Raw genomic sequence first — 18,319 nt, forward strand, 5'->3', positions numbered from 1 at the left:
AGCACTATTAAAGCTGTTTGTATCTTATGCTTTTGAGTGAGAGAAAAACAGGTAACTTTTTGTTATCGATATGGAAAATTCTGCTACGCAAAGTAAAGTGAGATCAAGATCACATTTCACTATCTTTACGCCGTTCTAAGGTTCTAAACTCAGAAGGTGACAGTCCAGTATGCTTTTTGAAAATTTTGGAGAAATAGAGAGAATCCTCATAACCTAAGGATTTCGCAATATTAGAGATAGAGATATTAGAGAAATAAAGTAATTTTTTGGATTCAGAAATGCGTTGTAATTCCCGCCATGGTACTAAGCTGATCCCCAAAGATTGTTTGAAAAGATGGGATAGGCGTGATGGCGATAAAAACACTTTTTCTGCCATAGTTTCTAAGCTCTCATTTTTAGCGAGATTCGTTAAAATTAAATCACAAACTGTTAAAATGCGTTGATCGATGACAGGAATAACCTCAATTTTCTCGGCAGAAATACATTTCATAAGTAAGTATTCCAATAAACTAGTCGCAATATCTTCTTTAAAAAATTTACTGGATTTAAGTTCTAATTCAATTTTACTGAAAAGTTGGCTAATTTCCAGAAAGTAACGGTCATCGCTAATGGTGATCCGCCCTATTTTTTCTTCCATATTTGACCAATTCAGCCATTTATTCCACTTTGGATTAGGCAGAAAATAGACCCATTTATAGTGCCAATATTGGCTTTCTGGGTGACGATGGTAGTGTTGAACTGCATTGGGTGTAAATAGGAGTAATTGACCTCGATGGGCTGAAAAGACGTGTTTACCATCAGAAACAGAGCCATGCCCAAAAGTAGTTAATTGCAACATATAACCTTGCATCCCTTGTTGTCTATCGACAATAGAATCAAGATAGTTGCCTTTCTCACATTGAGTAAGACCGGCGATGAATTCAAGGTCAAATGGATAAGTCGGTGAAAGCAAAGAAAGGTTTTTATACATGACTATCAGTATTTACCAAAAAATAATAAAAAATAACCGCTTGTTTATCATTACTAATGAACGCCCAGATTAGTAAACCAAATGTAATTTTACCAATATTAATTAGCAAAGATCCTAATAGTGCTTAGGATATTTTACTAACTTTAAGGCGATACTTGAGCCTAAAATCACAATACAAGCAAAGCCCATTTGAACAATGGAAATACGTTCGTCCAGTAAAATATAAGCAATGATGGCTGTTGAAACCGGCATTAATAGTTCCAATACTTGGTAGGTTATCAGTCCTTGGGTTTGGATAATGTGAAAGGTTAATACCATTCCGATCATAATCGCATAAATACCAGCAGCCATCAGAGAGAATAGTAGCCAGTTTGGTGCAGTAAAAAGCTCATTAAATTTACCTGCTTGTTGGCTAAGTAATAGACTTGAGAGTGAAGTAGTCAAAGATGTTACACAACTTAGTGTAAATACGTTCAGCTCTCGAGCGAATTTTACAACTAGGTTTTGTATGTTACGGATAATAATTGACAGAAATAAGAACACAGAACCAAGAATAAATCCTTCGCTAATTGAGAGTGTTTTTCCGTGCCAAATAAATCCAAGTGAACCGATGATCGTTAAAATTGAGCCGAACCAGAAAGCTTTGCTTTTAATGCGTTCTCTTTCATCTTGAAAGAATATGGCGGCAATAATCACGCCAAATGGCATTGCCAATACCCCAAAAATAGAGGCGGTAACAGCATTTGTAATTTTGACCCCTTTTAGCCAAAAATACATATTTGCGGACATCATTAACCCGACAAATAGAGAAATCGCAATCAATTTTGGAGTTTTAATCAGCTGAGACAGCGATGTGCGTAATCTCCATAAAATGAAAAATAATAAGGTGAACCCACCAACAAGAAAACGTATACCGTTATTATTTAATGGGTCAAAATGCAAACTGAGAAACCTAAGCAGTACAATATTTAGACCAATACCGAAGATATAAAGTAGGTTAATTAAGACTAATTGATAAGAGGAAGGCATATTCAAAAAACAAAAATGGCTCAGCTGTAAGCTGAGCTTTAAAATCTAATAAAGTATGGTTATAACAATAATTTTATTAACGACGGATTATAACGCTTTTTCGCTTATAGGCGTGATATTTGAGGCTGAGGCACCTCGCTCTCCTTGAACTAATTCAAACTGTACTTTTTGGCCGACTTTTAAAGAGCGATAACCTTCTGCTTGAATTTCAGAAAAATGAGCAAAAATGTCTCCTTCACATACATCCGATGTAATAAAACCAAATCCTTTTACATTGTTAAACCATTTAACAACACCGATATCCATACAAATCTCCAATATAGTGAATGACGATAGTTGGATTGTAAATAAAATGCGTAAAAGCTCAACTATCAAAGTGTAAAAATTAGACGAAGATCACAAAATTATTTAAAAAATAGTGGTTTCTAGCTTGATATTACCATTTTCTACTACAATGGCTTTGCCGAACTTTTTCACCATTGCTTCTTTTGTTTTATTTTCATCTAAAGTATAAACAGGCGTACTGTTTAAAAAACTACTTAATCCATCAGCCAACACCGGCAAAAACATTTGCAGTTCTGCTTGATATTTAGCCGGTGTTGCAGACCAGCTTAACAATCTGACATCTTTAAGAAATAATGCCCCTTTTTGGGGATCGTAATAAGGCGTGGTATCCATATTTAACTGGATGGACGCATCATATTTCTTGCCTTTCGCTTTTAAAAGCCCATCAACAACACTGGAAATAGCCACTTTTTTCTCTTCGGTTCTACCAATTTGGCTTGTCAGCGAATGCAGATGGTAATCCAATTCAAATAAATGCGGAACGCCCACTTTATCCTGTAAAGGGATTTTTTCAGCTAATTTGGTGGCTAAATAGTCGTTGATTTCTTGCTCGCTAATGCTGAGTAAATTACCGTTAGCAGAGAGCATAGCCATTGAGGCAACGCATACAGCAGCGAATTTATGTAAAATTTTCATAATTTACCTTTTAAAATTAGGTTTAATCCATTAAACAGGTTAGAATAGATTGGGTCTATCATAGACTCTCTTTTTCGTTTAGGACAGAAAAAAATGAAAAAATTCTTATTATGCTTAGGCATTTTAACGTTAGTCGCTTGCTCCTCAACTGGTGTAGGTGGCAATGTCGGAGTCGGTGGCGGCTCTAATGGAGTTGGAATCGGCTTAGGTGTCGGCACCGGCTTTCGGTTCTAATTGGTAAATTTTTGGTGGTTTTTGACCGCTTTCACGAACTGTTTATTTGTGGATAAAAATGAAGTACGAATTAAAAAAAACAAGTGGTAATGCTCGCCGTGGGCGTTTAACCTTTAACCGCCCACAAGGCGAATTTCACGTGGAAACACCGGCATTTATGCCGGTAGGCACTTACGGCACGGTAAAAGGTATGACTCCTGAAGAAGTTAAAGCGACAGGAGCACAAATTTTATTAGGTAACACCTTCCATTTATGGTTAAGACCGGGGCAAGAAGTGATGAAAATGCACGGTGATTTGCACGATTTTATGCAATGGCACGGCCCGATTTTAACCGATTCCGGCGGTTTCCAAGTTTTTAGCTTAGGCAAACTGCGTAAAATTAAAGAAGAGGGTGTAACTTTCCAAAACCCGATTAGCGGTGAGAAAATTTTCCTTTCGCCGGAAAAATCAATGGAGATCCAATACGATCTTGGTTCAGACATTGTAATGATTTTTGATGAATGTACTCCTTATCCGGCAACCTTTGATTATGCAAAAAAATCAATGGAAATGTCACTACGTTGGGCGAAACGTTCTCGTGATCGCTTTGATGAACTTGAAAACCCGAATGCGTTATTTGGGATTATTCAAGGTGGTGTGTATGAAGAGCTACGCAAAGTCTCGGTGGAAAAATTAGTCGAAATCGGCTTTGATGGCTATGCAGTCGGTGGCTTGGCGGTAGGTGAACCGAAAGAAGATATGCACCGCATTTTAGAATACGTTTGCCCACAAATTCCGGCAGATAAACCACGCTATTTAATGGGCGTAGGCAAACCGGAAGATTTAGTCGAAGGGGTTCGCCGTGGCATTGATATGTTTGACTGCGTAATGCCAACCCGAAACGCCCGTAACGGACATTTATTTGTGACCAACGGCATTGTGAAAATTCGTAATGCGAAATACCGTAACGATACCACACCGCTTGATCCTGAATGTGATTGCTACACTTGCAAAAACTACACCAAAGCCTATTTATATCACTTAGACAAATGTGGTGAAATTCTAGGGGCAAGACTAAACACCATTCATAATTTACGATACTATCAACGCCTAATGGCAGAAATTCGCCAAGCGATCGAAGAAGATCGTTTTGATGATTTTGTGGTGGAATTTTATGCTCGAATTGGCAAAGAAGTGCCACCTTTACAATCTGAAGTAAACGGTCAGAAATAACAAGGAGTGTATATGCAACAACTTGAACCACAAACCTTTGCAAGCTGGGCAGAGCCGATTGATATGCTTTATGCTTGCCACAGCAAAGTAAAAAGTTTCTGCAAACAGCTACAAATTTTGCCGGATTACCTTGAGAAAAATGGGGTAAACCAAGCAGTGAAGAATGACGTGCAGCAGATTTTGAATTACTTCAACATTTCTGCCCCTTTACATCACGAAGATGAAGAAGATGATTTCTTCCCTGAGCTTATTAAGGTGCAACCACAAGCTCAAGCAGAGGTGGACGAACTGGAACGCCAGCACGTTCATTTGCATAAAAACTGGGACGAATTATCTGCACAGCTTGAAGAGTTACTTGCTGGCAAACGTGAAAATGTGGATAGAGATTTAATTGAGCGTTTTGTGGCAGGTTATGATGTGCATATTGCGATTGAAGAGCCACTTTTTGAGCTAGGGCGTGAGCATTTGGCTCAAGAAAAATTATCGGAAATGGGCAAAGTAATGGCAGATCGCCGCAAACTGTAATTTTAGTAAAAAGGCAAACCACACGTTTGCCTTTTGTGTATTGAAATAATGGAATATGTTTTAGATTTAACCGGCTACGCTTGCCCTTTGCCGTTATTAATGGCGAAAAAAGCGATGAACGATCTTAAAAAGGGCGATAGCTTGGAAATTTTACTCAATCAGCAGAGCAGTCTTACCGATTTTGAGCTACTTGCCAAAGAGCAAGGTTGGCTTTGTGAGCTACAAGCGGTCGAAAATCGGGTGATTTTTACCATTGCTCAATTTGAGCTGCATTTATTGCTACCCAGTAATGCTTTTAACCCGTCACTAATAAGCCCTTGCCAAGCTAAATAGCCGTGAGAGGTTGATTGTTCAATATAAGTAACCGGATAACCTTTAGCGAGTAAAACATCTTTTAAATGGCGAGAAGTTTCTAAAATAGTTGATTTCCCGCTTTCATAAAAACCAGCACTGATGAAAAAGCAGAGCGGTAATTTTTCTTTTTGGATAAATTGTTGAACAATATAGTGGCTTTGTTCACTAGGAGTGCCTTTGGGTTTCCACCAAAATGAGCCGGATAGAATCAATGCTTTACTAAATACATTAGGGTAGTTGAGTACTGTATAGGCAGAGGATAACCCCCCATAGCTAGAGCCGCCAATAATTCGCTCCTTTGCACTTATATTGAGCTGTTTTTCAACAAAAGGCACGAGTTCTTCTGCTAATACTTGCGTAAATATTGGATTCGCAGGGAGCTCAACTCGTCTTGATTCACTCGATGGGTTTTCGATAAACACCGCTACGGTAGGCGGAATCACTTTCTGAGCGATCATATTATCTAAAATTGTTTTGGTGGGTACTCGTTCGGTATATTCAACACCGTCAAATAAATAGAGAACCGCATAGTTTTTTTCTGCACTAAAACCGTCAGGCAGATAGACGAATAATCTGCGTTTATTGCCGAGTGTTGCACTCTCAAAAATCAACTGCTGCATTTTACCTTTTGCAATATTCGGTGCTTCACTCAAAAAAGATTGAGTAGGTGCGTTCGGCAATTTAAGGAGCGAAGCGTAGTTGAATTTATCGGTATTATGAATATTTTGTCCGATTTTCTCGAAGTACGGTGTTTTATTTAGCGGATCGGCTTGAGCTGTAGCCAGTAATGCTCTGCGCTGGGTATATTCATCAACGGGCAATGTCGGCACATCCGGAGCTAATTTGTATTCCACTAAGGTGTCATTAGGCACTATATAACTTTTATACCATAGATCGATTTCACCAAAGCGTTGCATAAAATCGTGTTCAGTACTCACTCCGCCCCAAATGCGAACATTGTGCTGAGCTCCACGCCATAAGAAAGTTACACGGCTTTGTTGTTCATTCAGTGGTTCAACCAATGGTGTGCTGGTTTGTTTTATGCTGTCCCAAAAATCGTTAAGTATAGCGGTCTGTTTTTCAGGATTTTTTGCAATTTTTTGACTAAGTTCTTCAAGCTGTGTATTTTCAATCACTTTAGGTAGGGCAACTTGTGCCGAGATTGGAATATGCCGTTCAATCGTTAAGGTGAAATCTTGGTCTGAGACGGTTGCACCATTTGCTAGAATAGAAAAAGTTGCCGTGCCATTTTGTTCTGATTTAAACATAAAATCTTGTTCACCAAAGACATTTTGAGCCAGTACGCGAGAGCTTTGGTCAGGAAAAATAATCGATAACGAAAGTGGCTGTTGAGCTTTCTGAATCAATTTGCCTTGCACAAAGTCATTCTGCTTAAGCTCAATGGTTATATTGTTAGCACAAAGCACAGATGAAACCAAAAAAGTAAGAATACAAGCGGTCGTTTTTTTCATATTTTTTACAAAAGTTTAAGCCCTCTTATATGAGGGCTGTTAAAGATTAAAAATGATAGTTTAGCGTTGCACTTAAATTGCGATCTTTTCCATAGAAACAGGAAAAATTATTCGCACAGCTTGCGACATATTTTTTATTAGTCAGGTTTTGTGCATTGAGCTGTAAGTTTAAGTTAGGCGTAAAATCATAAGCCAGTAGCATATCGTAAAGTGTGTATGCGGGGACGGTAAAAGTATTTTGGTTATTACCAAAAGTCGTTCCCATATAGCGTACTCCTACACCAGTGGTCAGCTTATCAAAGAATTTATATTTTGCCCAAAGTGATGCTTGATGGCGAGGCACTCCCCATTGCGTTTTTCCAATCGTCGTGCCATCTTTATCGGTAGTAATCTCTTTTTTCAAGTAAGCATAAGAAGCCGCTATTGAAAATTTATCGGATAATTGCTGATTTAAACTCACTTCAATCCCTTTAGTTTGTACTTCACCAATTTGCTCATAAGAGCGGGTTTGCCATTGATAATTGGCTAAATCTTTTTGTGTAATTTTAAATCCTGTTAAGGTGAGTAAGGTGTCTTGGGTAGGTTGGTATTTCATTCCCACTTCCCATTGCCCAGCAGTTGTTGGTTTTAAGAAATTTCCTTGAGCATCTTTTTCAGCCGATGGCACAAAAGAAGTGCTGTAGCTGATATACGGAGCGATACCGTTTTCAAAGTTGTAAACTAAGCCGGTACGCCAAGTAAATTTTCCTTCTTGGTTATTCTCTGTTTTACTGTTCAAACGATCTTGGTTGCTGTTTTTTGCTCGATCGTAACGACCGCCTAACAGGAAGTCAAAATTACCGATTTCTATTTGATCTTGTAGATAAACCCCAAGTTGTTTTAAATGCTTCACTTCACTTGAAAATAAGCTAGGCTCAGTAACGGTCACGCCATAAACAGGGTTCTGCCAATCAAAATCAGGGGCAATCCCCATATAGTTATCAAGATCTTCACGCACCCGTTTATAATCAATACCGGCTAACAAGGTATGATTTATATTTGCTGTGCTAAATACCCATTCTAATTGGTTATCTAAGTTGATTTCTTGGGTTTTGACATCCCAACGGCGAGCTCTACGTTCTAAAACCGAACCAACATCGCCCCAATAAACTAGATTTTTGAAATTCTCTTCGCCATTATGGTAACTTGCATTTTGGCGGAATGTCAGGTTTGGTGCTAATTTATGTGAAAAATTGTAACCTACTTGCATTTGTTCGGCTTTTAAATCGTGATAGTTCAGATCGCTGAGGAACATATCATAGGGTAGCTTCTTCCCGTTTACGCTATTAATCGTCCCTTCTTTCGGTAAAAAGTTACGATCACCGGCTTTCGGTTTTTTTGCATAGTAAGCGTAAACATTAAGTTCTGTATTTGTAGTCGGTTTCCATAAAATGCTTGGAGCAAAAGCACCGCCTTTTTCTTTTACAAATTGGGTATTCCAGTTTGTTCGTTCTAATTGACCGATTAAGCGAGCGGATAAGGTATTGGAGAGATTTTCTTCAATATCCAGCCCGATTTGGTATCGTTGATGGTTTCCCACCACAAATTGCAAATGGCGATGTGGGTTACTGCCGGCTTTTTTGGTGATAATATCCATTACGCCACCGGGATTAGCTTGCCCGTATAAAATGGAGTTTGGGCCTTTAATCACATTGATACTTTCTAAGAAGAACGGATCGATTTCAAATGCGGTTTGGTAGCGAGAACCGTTTAAATAAGTTGGAATTGTACCGCCATCACTTTTATTGCCAATTCCACGAATGGAGATTTCGATAAGCGAATTGTTACCACGATAGCCACCCATCATACCGGAGGTGTAAGCCACTGCATCGGTAACAGAACGAACAGCTTGGTCATTCATTAAATCATCAGAGACAACATTGATACTAAAAGGTGTGCGAGCTAAAGAGGTCAATGTTTTGGTTCCTACAGTCGTATAAACAGGAATATAGCCGGTGGTAGCTGCTAATTTCTCTTTGACCTCAATAGCATTTAGTTCTGCTTGAGAGGCTGTTTCAGCTAATACTTGAGGTGCTACAATCGCTAAAGTGATTAAAGAGAGTGAGTGTTTTTTTATGTTCATTATTTTATCCTTAAATAAGAATGATTATTGAACATAATAATATCTTGTTTTTATGCAAAAAACCTTTGTAAAATAAAATTTTTACTGTGCGAAAAAAAGTTTTTAACGATGAAAACAATTTTGATTGATGAAGCTAACCAAATGAAAGGTTTTTCAAATTTATACCGATTACGTTCAGATCTTATGCTGAAATATACAGAGATTTCAGTCACTGAAACCGTAGACCAAGAACCTGCGGAATTTGAAGCCGGACTAAGATTGGTTATATTGTTGAGTGGTCGATCGGAAATTGATTTTAATTCGGAAGTATTTGAATTAGATGCAAGTTTAAAACCTCAAGCCGCATTTTTACCGCTAAATAGAGCTGAAATGGGGCGTAAAATTTTTAGGAAAGGGCAACTTCAAAAAGAGCTTGTTATCTTTCTCTACCCTAAATGGCTAATAGAAAGCCAGTTGAATTTGGCAAGCTATCATCACTTTAAACAGCATTTAAAAGCCCACCAAATTATTTTGACTCAGAGTATGTTAAAACTTATTCACGATATTGTGTCAGAGCAGGAAATGCAACCATTTGGGTTGCTTGAGAAAGAAGGGAAGCTATTAGCTTTATTAGCAAGTGCTTTTTCTCAGCTGACGCATGCCCCCCAGTTAAAAAAAGATCGAGTACAGCAATTAACGGAATCGTTAGATAGCGGCAAATTTGACGGTTGGAGTTTGAAACAGATTGCAATATATTTCCATACCAATGTGACCACATTACAAAATGAATTTCAGCATTACCACAAAACCTCTATTTTTGCGTATTTAAGGCGTTCTAAATTAGAACAAGCCTATAAATTACTATTACAAGGGCAGAGTATTACACAAGCAGCTGAATTTGCCGGATATGCCAATTCGGAGAATTTTTCAACGGCATTTAAGCGAACTTTTGGGATAACACCAAGCCAAATCAAACGGGATAAGGCTAAAGGCATTATTTGAGCTTCAAATTATATTTCTCTCCCAAATCGTCTTTTTCGCAAACATAAGTTTATTACCGGTGTGCTTGATGGTATTGAATGATAATACCCAAACATCGCTAGGCTTAAGCCGTGCAAGCGGGTGTTTTTGGTAATAAATTTGCAAAGCGGCTTTTTCGGCTTGTTTATCTTCTAAACATTCGGCGGTAGCGGAGAATTGGACACCTTCAATTTCGTTGATCTTCTCAATTTGCCCACAAATTGTGCCGACAATATGTGGGTTTTCAAGCATCAAGCCAGCGTGTCTGGTTTTCTTGGCGGTCAAGATAATCAAGCGAGCATTTTCTTGGTCAAAGGCATAAAAGCAATTTGCTGCCCAAAAATCCTGTTCGGTATGAGCTGCAATATTGACAACGTGGTTAGTTTGAATGAAATCTAAAATATGGGTCGGGATTGGATTGCGCATAAAAATACCTGATAGTTTTTATCAGGTATTCTAGCATTTCAAAAAGCAAAAGATAAGCCGAATTATTCTCCCCAATGTGGGGTATTTGGAATGTCAATATCCAACAGGGAAAGGGCGTGGCTCACGCTGTGGGTGACCATTTCATCGAGGCTTGTTGGCTTTTGGTAAAACGCCGGAATGGGGGGGAAAATAATTCCGCCCATTTCCGTTACTTTTCGCATATTGTCAATGTGGGCAAGATTGAGTGGGGCTTCTCTCACCATTAATACCAGTTTACGCCGTTCTTTTAACACCACGTCTGCCGCACGGGTTAGTAAATTGTCGCTAAATCCATTAGCAATAGCGGCAAGCGTTCGCATAGAACAAGGGGCGATTATCATACCCGCTGTTTTAAATGAACCGCTGGCAATGCTTGCTCCCACATTTTGTAGAGAATGTACTTCATCTGCTAACTGATGTAAGGCTTCTCGCTCGTAATCTGTCTCAAGCGTTCGAGTTAGTTCAGCCCCTTTGGTCATTACAAGGTGGGTTTCAATTTCTGAAAACGGTTTCAGCAGTTCCAACACTTTATAGCCATATTGAAAACCACTTGCCCCACTAATGCCGACAATAATACGTTTTTTCATCATTAATGTACCAACCATTCCCAGAAATAAGACATTGGCATCGCAAGGATCAGTGCCGGTAGCATATTCGCCACCGGGAAGTTTTTAATCCCACAAATGCGAAAACCGGTTGCAAATAACAATAAGCCGCCCGTTGCAGAGAAATCTGCCATCATATTGGCAGTAGTTAAAGGCATTATCACGGTTGCCAGTAGAATTAAAATCCCTTGTACGAGAATTAACGGTGCTGCAATCGCCGCAATGGCATAGCCTAACGAAGCAGCGAAAATCATTGCGGTGAAGAAATCTAGAATCGATTTAATGTAAAGAATACTTGGATCGCCTGTCATTCCTTCCTTTATTGCTCCGAAAATACCAGTGCCGCTCACACAAAACAGTACAAGCAGAGCAATAAATTTCTCTAAAAACTCTTCTTGGGAAAGACTATGCACCGGTGGGAATAGGCGGTCAATTAAACCACGAGCTAAACCGGCAATTTTGCCGATTCGTTTTTCTAAATAAATCAGCTCACCGATGATCGTGCCTAAAATCAATGCTAAGGCAACCGCAGACATATATTTTACGGAGGCAGTCAGCATCATACCTAAGCCGAAACAGCATAGCCCAAACACAAGTGGCAAGCTGGTACGAATGCGTTCAGGCAAGCGGCTACCTAAATAAGCCCCTATCACTCCCCCTAAAATAATGGCACCGGCATTCACAAAAGGCCCGATCATAGTTTCCCTTATTTAGTGAAAAGTGGCAGTTAGCATCATTAATAAGAATGAGACTACGGCTAACAGATAAAATTTGAGTGAAAACAGTTGTCCTTTTTTGAACGCTTTTGTCGCAAATACAATATAAAGTACTAAGAAGAGTAACTTTGGTAGCAACCAACTGAATTGTGCTAAGGTGAAAAAATCATAAGCTAAGAAAATAGCGACAGCAGCAATACCGGTGATAAGTAAGAAGGTATCAACTGCGTGTGGGGCAATGCGCAAAATTTTATATTGTCGCCAATCCACCATCTTTGACGATAAAAATCCACGGGTTAATAATAAAATTAAACTAATATAAGCTAAGCCGATATGAGCTTTAAGAATGGTTGATAGGTACTCCATAATAATCACTCCACGATTTCAGTTTTTAAATATTGATAAATTTCACGGTAATTTTTTGCCGGTTTATTGGCTTCACGCTCTTTAATTGCCCCACGAATTAAATTACGCAAATGTTGGCGGTCTAATTGAGGATATTCCGTCAATAAATTATCTAATGATGCGTCGCCCATTGCAATCAGTTGATCCCGAACTAATTCCAATTTATGTAATAGGGCTTGTTGCTGATTATGGCGATTTTTCACTTTATCTAAGGCTTCTTGAATCGGCTCTGGGTCACGGTTGCGTAATAATTTGCCGATAAATTGAATTTGACGGCGACGAGCCTCCATTTTAAAGCCTTGAGCTTGGCGAATTGCCTCTTTTAAATCATCGTCTAGCGGGATCTTTTCTAAATTTTGCGGGGTTAATTCAATTAATTCAGCCCCAATTTTTTTTAAGTGTTCCGAATCTCGTTTTATTTCGCTTTTGCTGACCCAGATGATTTCTTCTTCCTCATCTGTCCAGTCAATTTCGTTTTTACTCCGTTTTTTAGCCATTCTTTATCCTTTCATTACATAAACTCTAAAAAATGCCGTATTCTAACAGAAATTTGAGTTAGAATATATTCATCAATGTAATCAATCAATGGAACAAAATGTCAATTACAGATAAACAAACCTTGTTACAACAAGAACAGGAACTACGACAAGCGGTCGAATTTGCCTTAAATTTTGCAAAACAGGCTGGAGCAGAGGCAGAAGTAGGGGTGACTAAAGTCGCAGGGCTTTCGGTTTCAAGCCGTTTAGAGCAAGTTGAAAACATCGAGTTCAATAACGATGGCTCGCTCGGTATTTCAGTCTATTTAGGTAAACGCAAAGGTAATGCCTCCACGTCCGATCTACAGCCAGAATCGATTCAAAAAACGGTCGAGGCAGCCCTTGCGATTGCAAAATATACCTCAGAAGATGATTGCACCGGGCTTGCTGATAAAGAGTTGCTTGCCTTTGAGGCAAAAGATTTGGAACTGTACCACCAAGCAGATATTTCAGTTGAGCAAGCGGTCGAATTGGCGATCGAGGCGGAGCATTATGCCTTAAATGCAGACGAAAAAATTGTGAATAGTGACGGAGCAACTTTCAATTCTCACAGTGGTGTGCGTGTTTATGGCAATACGCACGGAATGTTGCAGAGTTACCTTTCGAGCCGATATTCACTCTCTTGTAGTGTGATTTCAGCCTATGAAGATCAGCTTGAGCGTGATTATGAATATGCCATTTCCCGTGAGTTTGATAAACTCCAAGCACCGCAATGGGTAGGGCAGCAAGCAGCGGTGAAAGCGGTAGATCGTTTAAATCCTCGTAAGATCAAAACAGGTGAAATGCCGGTGATTTTTTACAATGATGTTGCTACCGGCTTGGTCGGGCATTTAGCCGGAGCAATTAGCGGCGGAGCGTTATACCGTAAATCCAGCTTTTTGTTAGATAAACTTGGCGAGCAAATTTTGCCAAGCTGGTTTGCGATTTCAGAACGCCCACACTTATTACGCCAACTTGCTTCATCAGCCTTTGATAGCGAAGGAGTAATTACCCAAGACCGAGAAATTATTACCGATGGTATCTTACAAACTTACCTAATGACCAGCTATTCCGGCAGAAAAATGGGGCTAAAAAGCACAGGGCACGCCGGCGGTATTCATAATTGGTTGGTTAAACCAAACCGTACAGGCGGGTTAAACAGCTTACTCAACGAAATGGGAACGGGCTTGCTAGTGACAGAAATGTTAGGTTCGGCAATTAATAGCGTAACCGGCGAATATTCTCGTGGAGCAGCGGGTTTCTGGGTTGAAAATGGCGAAATTCAATACCCGGTCGCAGAAATTACCATTGCAGGGCAACTACAAGAAATGTATAAAAACATCGTTGCGGTGGGCGATGATATTGAGCATCGCTCCAATATCCAAACCGGCTCGATTTTATTAGAAAAAATGACGGTTTCAGGGGAATAATTTGCAAAAAAAGAGCAAATTTAGACCGCTTGTAATCAAATTATTAGGAGAAATAAATGAAAAAGCATCATATTGAAACACTGATTGCCAAAGAGGAAGTCATACAACGTATTGACGAATTAGCAAGCTCAATTAATCGACATTATCAAGAAAATGATTGTAAACATTTAGTGGTGATTGGTTTATTACGAGGTTCATTTATGTTTATGGCAGATCTTGTCAGAAAATTAGATTTACCGGTAGAAGTAGATTTTTTAACCGCCTCAAGCTATGGCAGCAGCACCGAATCCAGCCGAGATGTGAAAATCCTCAAAGATTTAGATGGCGAGATTCAAGGCAAAGATGTTTTGATTGTTGAAGATATTATCGACACAGGTTTCACCTTGAGCAAAGTAGGGGAAATTCTAAAACTGCGTGAGCCAAATTCATTAGCGATTTGTACTTTACTCGATAAACCGTCTCGCCGTGAAGTAGAAGTACCGGTTAAATGGGTCGGGTTTGAAATTCCGGACGAATTTGTTGTGGGCTATGGCATAGATTACGCCCAAAAATACCGTCATTTAGATTATATCGGGAAAGTAGTGATTGAAGAGTAGATAGGTTTTAGTTGCCCAGCCGAGTTTGAAATGCTTGCTTAGAGGCTTGTTATTATTGAGAGGTGCTATTAAGGATTGTTAAATATACCCTTAAATGTACCCTTAAAATGAAAAGTCATTAGGAAATGTGGCTAATTTGTGGGGGTATTTAATATCATTCCGCCATTTGTAGCAAGTTGTTAATTTATACATAGATTTGTGTCGTTTCATACAAAAATAAAAAGCCTAGAGGATTATCTAGGCTTTATTTGTGATTATGGTTTCTTTTCCTCAATGATAGTTACTGCTTCCACTAAAAGGGAATGAATGCCGCCTATTGCTTCGCTAATCTCTAGCCCGTCCATTCCTTGAAAGTCTGATTTGCTCAATATCTCTAAAAGGTTTGTTACTTGCCACGCTTGGCGGATTGCTTGATCGTATGATTTAATCATTTCTTCGCCTCCTTGTTGCTACACACTAAAAAGGCTTTCCTGTTATGTGTATGTAGTCGTTCAGCCGTATCTTTGGCATTTTCTATAAGGGTTTGGGCTGTCCATAGCATACCGCTAACAATATCAGTACTTACTGAAAACTCTTTATTCTCGCCTAAATCAACGCTTAAGTAGTTGATAACGGCTTCTACCTGTAACAGGTGTTGATCTAACTCATTGACAAGGTCTAAGTAGTCTGTTCTGTCTTGGTTACACATCTTTACCCCCTTAAATCTCTTCCAAACGTGTTACGCTGTCATCAATCACCTTGACCACGCCCCTTAAAGCCGTGCCTATATTGATAGTATCTTCGTTAGCAAGTAGGTTAAAGTAATTTCGGGATAGCTCCCTATGCCTAAATCGCTTTCTTTGCCTGTGATAGGCTTTTTATACCTAAACCGCCATAGCTTAGAGCCACTTTTCTTAACCAACAAAAATAGCCCTTTGCCGTCCATTAGCTTGTAGTCTTTCGTTTGAGCCTTTGCGTTTTTGATTTGGGTATTGTTTAATTCGGTAGTAACTCTAGCCATAGAAATTTACCTTAAAATCTCATAGAGCTTTATCAAATAATAAGGGGTTTAAGGGTATGGGTTTCGTACCATTTTACGTTATACCCTCAAATATACCCCTAAAATAAGGGTATGTAAACGAATGAATGCGAAAGTATACGAATGAAGAAATAAGTTAAAATTCAGTTTGTACTAGTATTATCAAGGGTTTTGCGTAAGATTGCGAAAGAAGAAATAAGAGTGGAAAACTTGAATTGGTCCCCCCAGCCGGACTTGAACCAGCGACCAAGCGATTATGAGTCGCCTGCTCTAACCACTGAGCTATGGGGGGATTGGAAAGTGGTTGGAATTATAGAGAAAAACCGAGTAGTCGTCTATAGCTAGAGGATTACTCGGTTAATTATTGAACGAGAGAAAATAGGGTTATTCTGCTCGCCAAATTAAGGTTGCCATTCGTCCGGTTTGTTTGTCTCGGCGGTAGGAAAAGAACAATTCTGATTGGCTGTAGGTGCAATACTCACCACCTGAAATGGCGGTAATGCCTAATTTATTTAGACGTTGGGTGGCAATTTGGTAAAGATTTCCTAAAAATTTACCGCTTGTAGTGCTGTCTTCAATAAAGGCTTCTTTGGCTATTGGGTCAAAAGCACAGAATTGGTCTGCCACTTCACTTCCTACTTGAAAGGCAGTCGGCCCGATAGCCGGCCCTAGCCAAGCGGATATTTCGTGTGGCGGGCATTTAAATTTATCAACTGTTGCCTCAAGCACGCCATCGCATAACCCACGCCAGCCGGCGTGTGCTGCCGCAATTTCCGTCCCGTCTTGGCTGGCAAATAATACCGGCAAACAATCGGCGGTCATCACTAAGCAGACTTGGTTTGGTTGATTGGTGTAAACCGCATCGGCTTCAAGATTATCGCCTGAATAGGGCAGTTCAATCACTCGGGTGCTGTGAGTTTGGGTTAAAAACAGCGGAGCTTGTGGTAATTGAAATTTCTCAACCAATAAAGCACGATTTTGTGCTACATCTTGCGGCTCATCATTAACGTGATCACCTAAGTTAAAACTGTCAAACGGCGGTTTACTTACGCCACCCGTTCTTAAGGTTGTTAATGCGTGAATATGCTTAGGCACATTCCAATTTGGAATAATTTTATCCATTTGCAAAAAATCTCAAGAAAATGACCGCTTGTTATCAGCGTACTGCAATCGCTTCGATTTCAATACCCACATCTTTTGGTAAACGAGCCACTTCCACACAAGAACGAGCCGGAAAATTCGGGTGTCCGTTTTCTTGGAAGAAGGCTTGGTATTCCGCATTTACCTTTGCGAAGTCGTTAAGATCTTTGACAAATACAGTGGTTTTCACAATATCGGCAACACTTAAGCCGGCTTGTTCGATAATTGCTTTCACGTTATTCAGAGATTGGCGGGTTTGTTGCACAATATCACTCGGGATTTCACCGGTTTGAGGATTCACCGGAATTTGCCCTGAAGTTAAAACCATATTGCCTAAATCAACTGCTTGCACATAAGGCCCAATCGCTGCCGGTGCATTTTCTGTGTGGATAACTGTCATCTTGTGTTCCTCTTAATGAAAAATAAACGGATTAATGATAATATCTTTTCTTATTATTTGGAATAAAGAGAAGTGAATTAATGAGCATTAATGTTTCTGAAATCGTGTTACATCAATTACAAAAAACAGAGGGCGAGAACCCGGAGCTTAATACGTTTTTGCGAGAAAATTTATTGGCAATTTCCCCTGAAGTTGATCAAATGATGTTGCAGTTACATCAAGCCTATCAAAGTAAAGCAAAGGCTTACGGTATATTTAAACCGGAGTCTGTTTTTGCTCAACAGCTCAACCGTTTATTGGAGCAAGAAACCGATTTTTTACCTTTTAGCCATAGCTGTGCCAAAATGCTGGCGGCAGAGCTGATCAAATATCCGTTTGCGGATGGCGGCACCTTTATTTTGTGTCGTTACACTTTTTTAGCCACCGAATATTTGTTCATTGCGTTGATTGATAGTCGCAATTCGATGTTGGTTGATGAGCAATTAGAGATCAAACGAACGCAGTATTTGGAAATTGCACAATACGATATTGCTTGCCGAATTAATTTAACCGAATTGAAACTTGATGCTACTTCTAACCGCTATTTAACTTTTGTGAAAGGCAGAGTAGGGCGAAAAATCGCCGATTTCTTTATGGATTTCTTAAGTGCGGAAGAAGGGTTTAATCCACAACTGCAAAATCAAACCTTGTTGCAAGCAGTGAGCGATTATTGTGAACAAGGGGAGTTATCCGCCCCTCAAACTCGAGAAGTGAAAAAGCAAGTGTTCGAATATTGTAAAGGGCAGATAAATAGTGGCGAAGAAATTGCGTTAAATGAGCTTTCTAATGCTCTACCAACACTGAATGAAATTGATTTTGCCCAATTTACGCAAGAGCAAGCATACGGCTTGGAAGAGAATATTCCCCCTATGCGAAATGCTCTTAAAACCCTGACTAAATTTTCCGGTTCGGGCAAAGGAGTCACGATTAGCTTCAATGCCGAATTATTAGGAGAGCGTTTAATTTGGGATGAACTAAACGACACACTGACAATCAAAGGATTACCGGCAAATCTGCGTGACCAGCTGGAACGTAACAAATAATGGAAAATTTTTATCAGTTTAGGTATTATCTCGTTATCTGAATTTTGG

General features: G+C 39.5%; 24 protein-coding genes and 1 tRNA gene. 8 read left to right on the plus strand and 17 right to left on the minus strand.

Annotated features, from left to right (window positions below):
- Positions 1-109: 109 nt before the first annotated feature.
- From araC to ACJ7Z2_RS07720, 4 genes are all read right to left on the minus strand, one after another.
- Positions 110-970: an arabinose operon transcriptional regulator AraC gene (araC, locus tag ACJ7Z2_RS07705; RefSeq protein ID WP_126302116.1), complete on the minus strand. Its 861-nt coding sequence runs from the start codon at positions 968-970 to the stop codon at positions 110-112.
- A 114-nt stretch (positions 971-1,084) separates the two neighbouring features.
- Complete coding sequence (locus tag ACJ7Z2_RS07710) at positions 1,085-1,999, minus strand: DMT family transporter (protein ID WP_409499891.1); 915 nt, start codon at positions 1,997-1,999, stop codon at positions 1,085-1,087.
- A gap of 87 nt (positions 2,000-2,086) precedes the next feature.
- On the minus strand, positions 2,087-2,305 hold the full coding sequence (gene cspD, locus ACJ7Z2_RS07715) for a cold shock domain-containing protein CspD (protein WP_409499892.1): 219 nt from the start codon (positions 2,303-2,305) through the stop codon (positions 2,087-2,089).
- 102 nt (positions 2,306-2,407) lie between these two features.
- Positions 2,408-2,980, minus strand: a complete 573-nt coding sequence (locus tag ACJ7Z2_RS07720; RefSeq protein ID WP_409499893.1) for a DUF1439 domain-containing protein — start codon at positions 2,978-2,980, stop codon at positions 2,408-2,410.
- Between the two features lie 93 nt (positions 2,981-3,073).
- On the opposite strand from ACJ7Z2_RS07720, the gene ACJ7Z2_RS07725 reads away from it, so the two are divergent.
- Genes ACJ7Z2_RS07725 through ACJ7Z2_RS07740 form a run of 4 tightly spaced genes read left to right on the plus strand, consistent with a single transcriptional unit; the run spans position 3,074 to position 5,285 of the window.
- A complete protein-coding gene (locus tag ACJ7Z2_RS07725) occupies positions 3,074-3,214 on the plus strand; it encodes a hypothetical protein (protein WP_409499894.1) in 141 nt (46 codons plus the stop codon).
- Positions 3,215-3,272: 58 nt separating this feature from the next.
- Positions 3,273-4,427, plus strand: coding sequence for a tRNA guanosine(34) transglycosylase Tgt (gene tgt, locus ACJ7Z2_RS07730; RefSeq protein WP_409499895.1), 1,155 nt, complete (start codon positions 3,273-3,275; stop codon positions 4,425-4,427).
- Positions 4,428-4,439: 12 nt separating this feature from the next.
- On the plus strand, positions 4,440-4,952 hold the full coding sequence (locus ACJ7Z2_RS07735; protein ID WP_409499896.1) for a hemerythrin domain-containing protein: 513 nt from the start codon (positions 4,440-4,442) through the stop codon (positions 4,950-4,952).
- A gap of 48 nt (positions 4,953-5,000) precedes the next feature.
- A complete protein-coding gene (locus ACJ7Z2_RS07740; protein WP_409499897.1) occupies positions 5,001-5,285 on the plus strand; it encodes a sulfurtransferase TusA family protein in 285 nt (94 codons plus the stop codon).
- Here the strand turns inward: ACJ7Z2_RS07740 and ACJ7Z2_RS07745 are convergent.
- Both ACJ7Z2_RS07745 and ACJ7Z2_RS07750 read right to left on the minus strand, forming a co-directional pair.
- On the minus strand, positions 5,210-6,778 hold the full coding sequence (locus ACJ7Z2_RS07745; RefSeq protein ID WP_409499898.1) for an alpha/beta hydrolase-fold protein: 1,569 nt from the start codon (positions 6,776-6,778) through the stop codon (positions 5,210-5,212). The two genes, ACJ7Z2_RS07740 and ACJ7Z2_RS07745, sit on opposite strands and share 76 nt — an antisense overlap.
- A gap of 46 nt (positions 6,779-6,824) precedes the next feature.
- Positions 6,825-8,900: a TonB-dependent siderophore receptor gene (locus tag ACJ7Z2_RS07750; RefSeq protein ID WP_409499899.1), complete on the minus strand. Its 2,076-nt coding sequence runs from the start codon at positions 8,898-8,900 to the stop codon at positions 6,825-6,827.
- A gap of 108 nt (positions 8,901-9,008) precedes the next feature.
- On the opposite strand from ACJ7Z2_RS07750, the gene ACJ7Z2_RS07755 reads away from it, so the two are divergent.
- On the plus strand, positions 9,009-9,881 hold the full coding sequence (locus ACJ7Z2_RS07755; RefSeq protein WP_409499900.1) for a helix-turn-helix transcriptional regulator: 873 nt from the start codon (positions 9,009-9,011) through the stop codon (positions 9,879-9,881).
- Positions 9,882-9,884: 3 nt separating this feature from the next.
- On the opposite strand, the gene ACJ7Z2_RS07760 is transcribed toward ACJ7Z2_RS07755, so the two are convergent.
- The 5 genes from ACJ7Z2_RS07760 to yjgA form a co-directional block, all read right to left on the minus strand.
- Positions 9,885-10,325, minus strand: coding sequence for a pyridoxamine 5'-phosphate oxidase family protein (locus ACJ7Z2_RS07760; RefSeq protein ID WP_409499901.1), 441 nt, complete (start codon positions 10,323-10,325; stop codon positions 9,885-9,887).
- 62 nt (positions 10,326-10,387) lie between these two features.
- Positions 10,388-10,951: a UbiX family flavin prenyltransferase gene (locus ACJ7Z2_RS07765; RefSeq protein ID WP_409501126.1), complete on the minus strand. Its 564-nt coding sequence runs from the start codon at positions 10,949-10,951 to the stop codon at positions 10,388-10,390.
- Positions 10,952-10,953: 2 nt separating this feature from the next.
- Complete coding sequence (locus ACJ7Z2_RS07770) at positions 10,954-11,667, minus strand: DUF554 domain-containing protein (RefSeq protein WP_409499902.1); 714 nt, start codon at positions 11,665-11,667, stop codon at positions 10,954-10,956.
- A 12-nt stretch (positions 11,668-11,679) separates the two neighbouring features.
- The gene (locus tag ACJ7Z2_RS07775; RefSeq protein ID WP_409499903.1) at positions 11,680-12,051 is read right to left on the minus strand and encodes a SirB2 family protein; all 372 of its coding nucleotides are present in this window, start codon (positions 12,049-12,051) and stop codon (positions 11,680-11,682) included.
- Between the two features lie 5 nt (positions 12,052-12,056).
- On the minus strand, positions 12,057-12,587 hold the full coding sequence (gene yjgA, locus ACJ7Z2_RS07780) for a ribosome biogenesis factor YjgA (RefSeq protein WP_154704289.1): 531 nt from the start codon (positions 12,585-12,587) through the stop codon (positions 12,057-12,059).
- 98 nt (positions 12,588-12,685) lie between these two features.
- Between yjgA and pmbA the strand changes: the two genes are divergently transcribed.
- Both pmbA and hpt read left to right on the plus strand, forming a co-directional pair.
- Positions 12,686-14,035, plus strand: a complete 1,350-nt coding sequence (pmbA, locus tag ACJ7Z2_RS07785) for a metalloprotease PmbA (protein WP_409499904.1) — start codon at positions 12,686-12,688, stop codon at positions 14,033-14,035.
- Between the two features lie 56 nt (positions 14,036-14,091).
- Complete coding sequence (hpt, locus tag ACJ7Z2_RS07790; protein ID WP_409499905.1) at positions 14,092-14,631, plus strand: hypoxanthine phosphoribosyltransferase; 540 nt, start codon at positions 14,092-14,094, stop codon at positions 14,629-14,631.
- Between the two features lie 254 nt (positions 14,632-14,885).
- Here the strand turns inward: hpt and ACJ7Z2_RS07795 are convergent, their stop codons facing one another.
- From ACJ7Z2_RS07795 to ACJ7Z2_RS07820, 6 genes are all read right to left on the minus strand, one after another.
- Positions 14,886-15,062, minus strand: coding sequence for a hypothetical protein (locus ACJ7Z2_RS07795; protein WP_409499906.1), 177 nt, complete (start codon positions 15,060-15,062; stop codon positions 14,886-14,888).
- Positions 15,059-15,319 carry a hypothetical protein gene (locus ACJ7Z2_RS07800; RefSeq protein WP_409499907.1) on the minus strand — a complete coding sequence of 87 codons (261 nt, stop codon included), beginning with the start codon at positions 15,317-15,319 and terminating at the stop codon, positions 15,059-15,061. The genes ACJ7Z2_RS07795 and ACJ7Z2_RS07800 overlap by 4 nt, the downstream gene beginning before the upstream one ends.
- Positions 15,320-15,394: 75 nt before the next feature.
- Positions 15,395-15,631 carry an integrase arm-type DNA-binding domain-containing protein gene (locus ACJ7Z2_RS07805; RefSeq protein ID WP_409499908.1) on the minus strand — a complete coding sequence of 79 codons (237 nt, stop codon included), beginning with the start codon at positions 15,629-15,631 and terminating at the stop codon, positions 15,395-15,397.
- 234 nt (positions 15,632-15,865) lie between these two features.
- Positions 15,866-15,941, minus strand: a tRNA-Ile gene (locus ACJ7Z2_RS07810).
- A gap of 92 nt (positions 15,942-16,033) precedes the next feature.
- Complete coding sequence (gene pgeF, locus ACJ7Z2_RS07815) at positions 16,034-16,771, minus strand: peptidoglycan editing factor PgeF (RefSeq protein ID WP_409499909.1); 738 nt, start codon at positions 16,769-16,771, stop codon at positions 16,034-16,036.
- Between the two features lie 34 nt (positions 16,772-16,805).
- Positions 16,806-17,189, minus strand: coding sequence for a RidA family protein (locus ACJ7Z2_RS07820; RefSeq protein ID WP_409499910.1), 384 nt, complete (start codon positions 17,187-17,189; stop codon positions 16,806-16,808).
- Between the two features lie 80 nt (positions 17,190-17,269).
- On the opposite strand from ACJ7Z2_RS07820, the gene yejK reads away from it, so the two are divergent.
- Complete coding sequence (yejK, locus tag ACJ7Z2_RS07825; protein ID WP_409499911.1) at positions 17,270-18,271, plus strand: nucleoid-associated protein YejK; 1,002 nt, start codon at positions 17,270-17,272, stop codon at positions 18,269-18,271.
- The last annotated feature ends 48 nt before the right edge of the window (positions 18,272-18,319 follow it).

The sequence above is a fragment of the Mannheimia glucosida genome (assembly GCF_046267875.1).
Lineage (GTDB): Bacteria > Pseudomonadota > Gammaproteobacteria > Enterobacterales > Pasteurellaceae > Mannheimia > Mannheimia glucosida.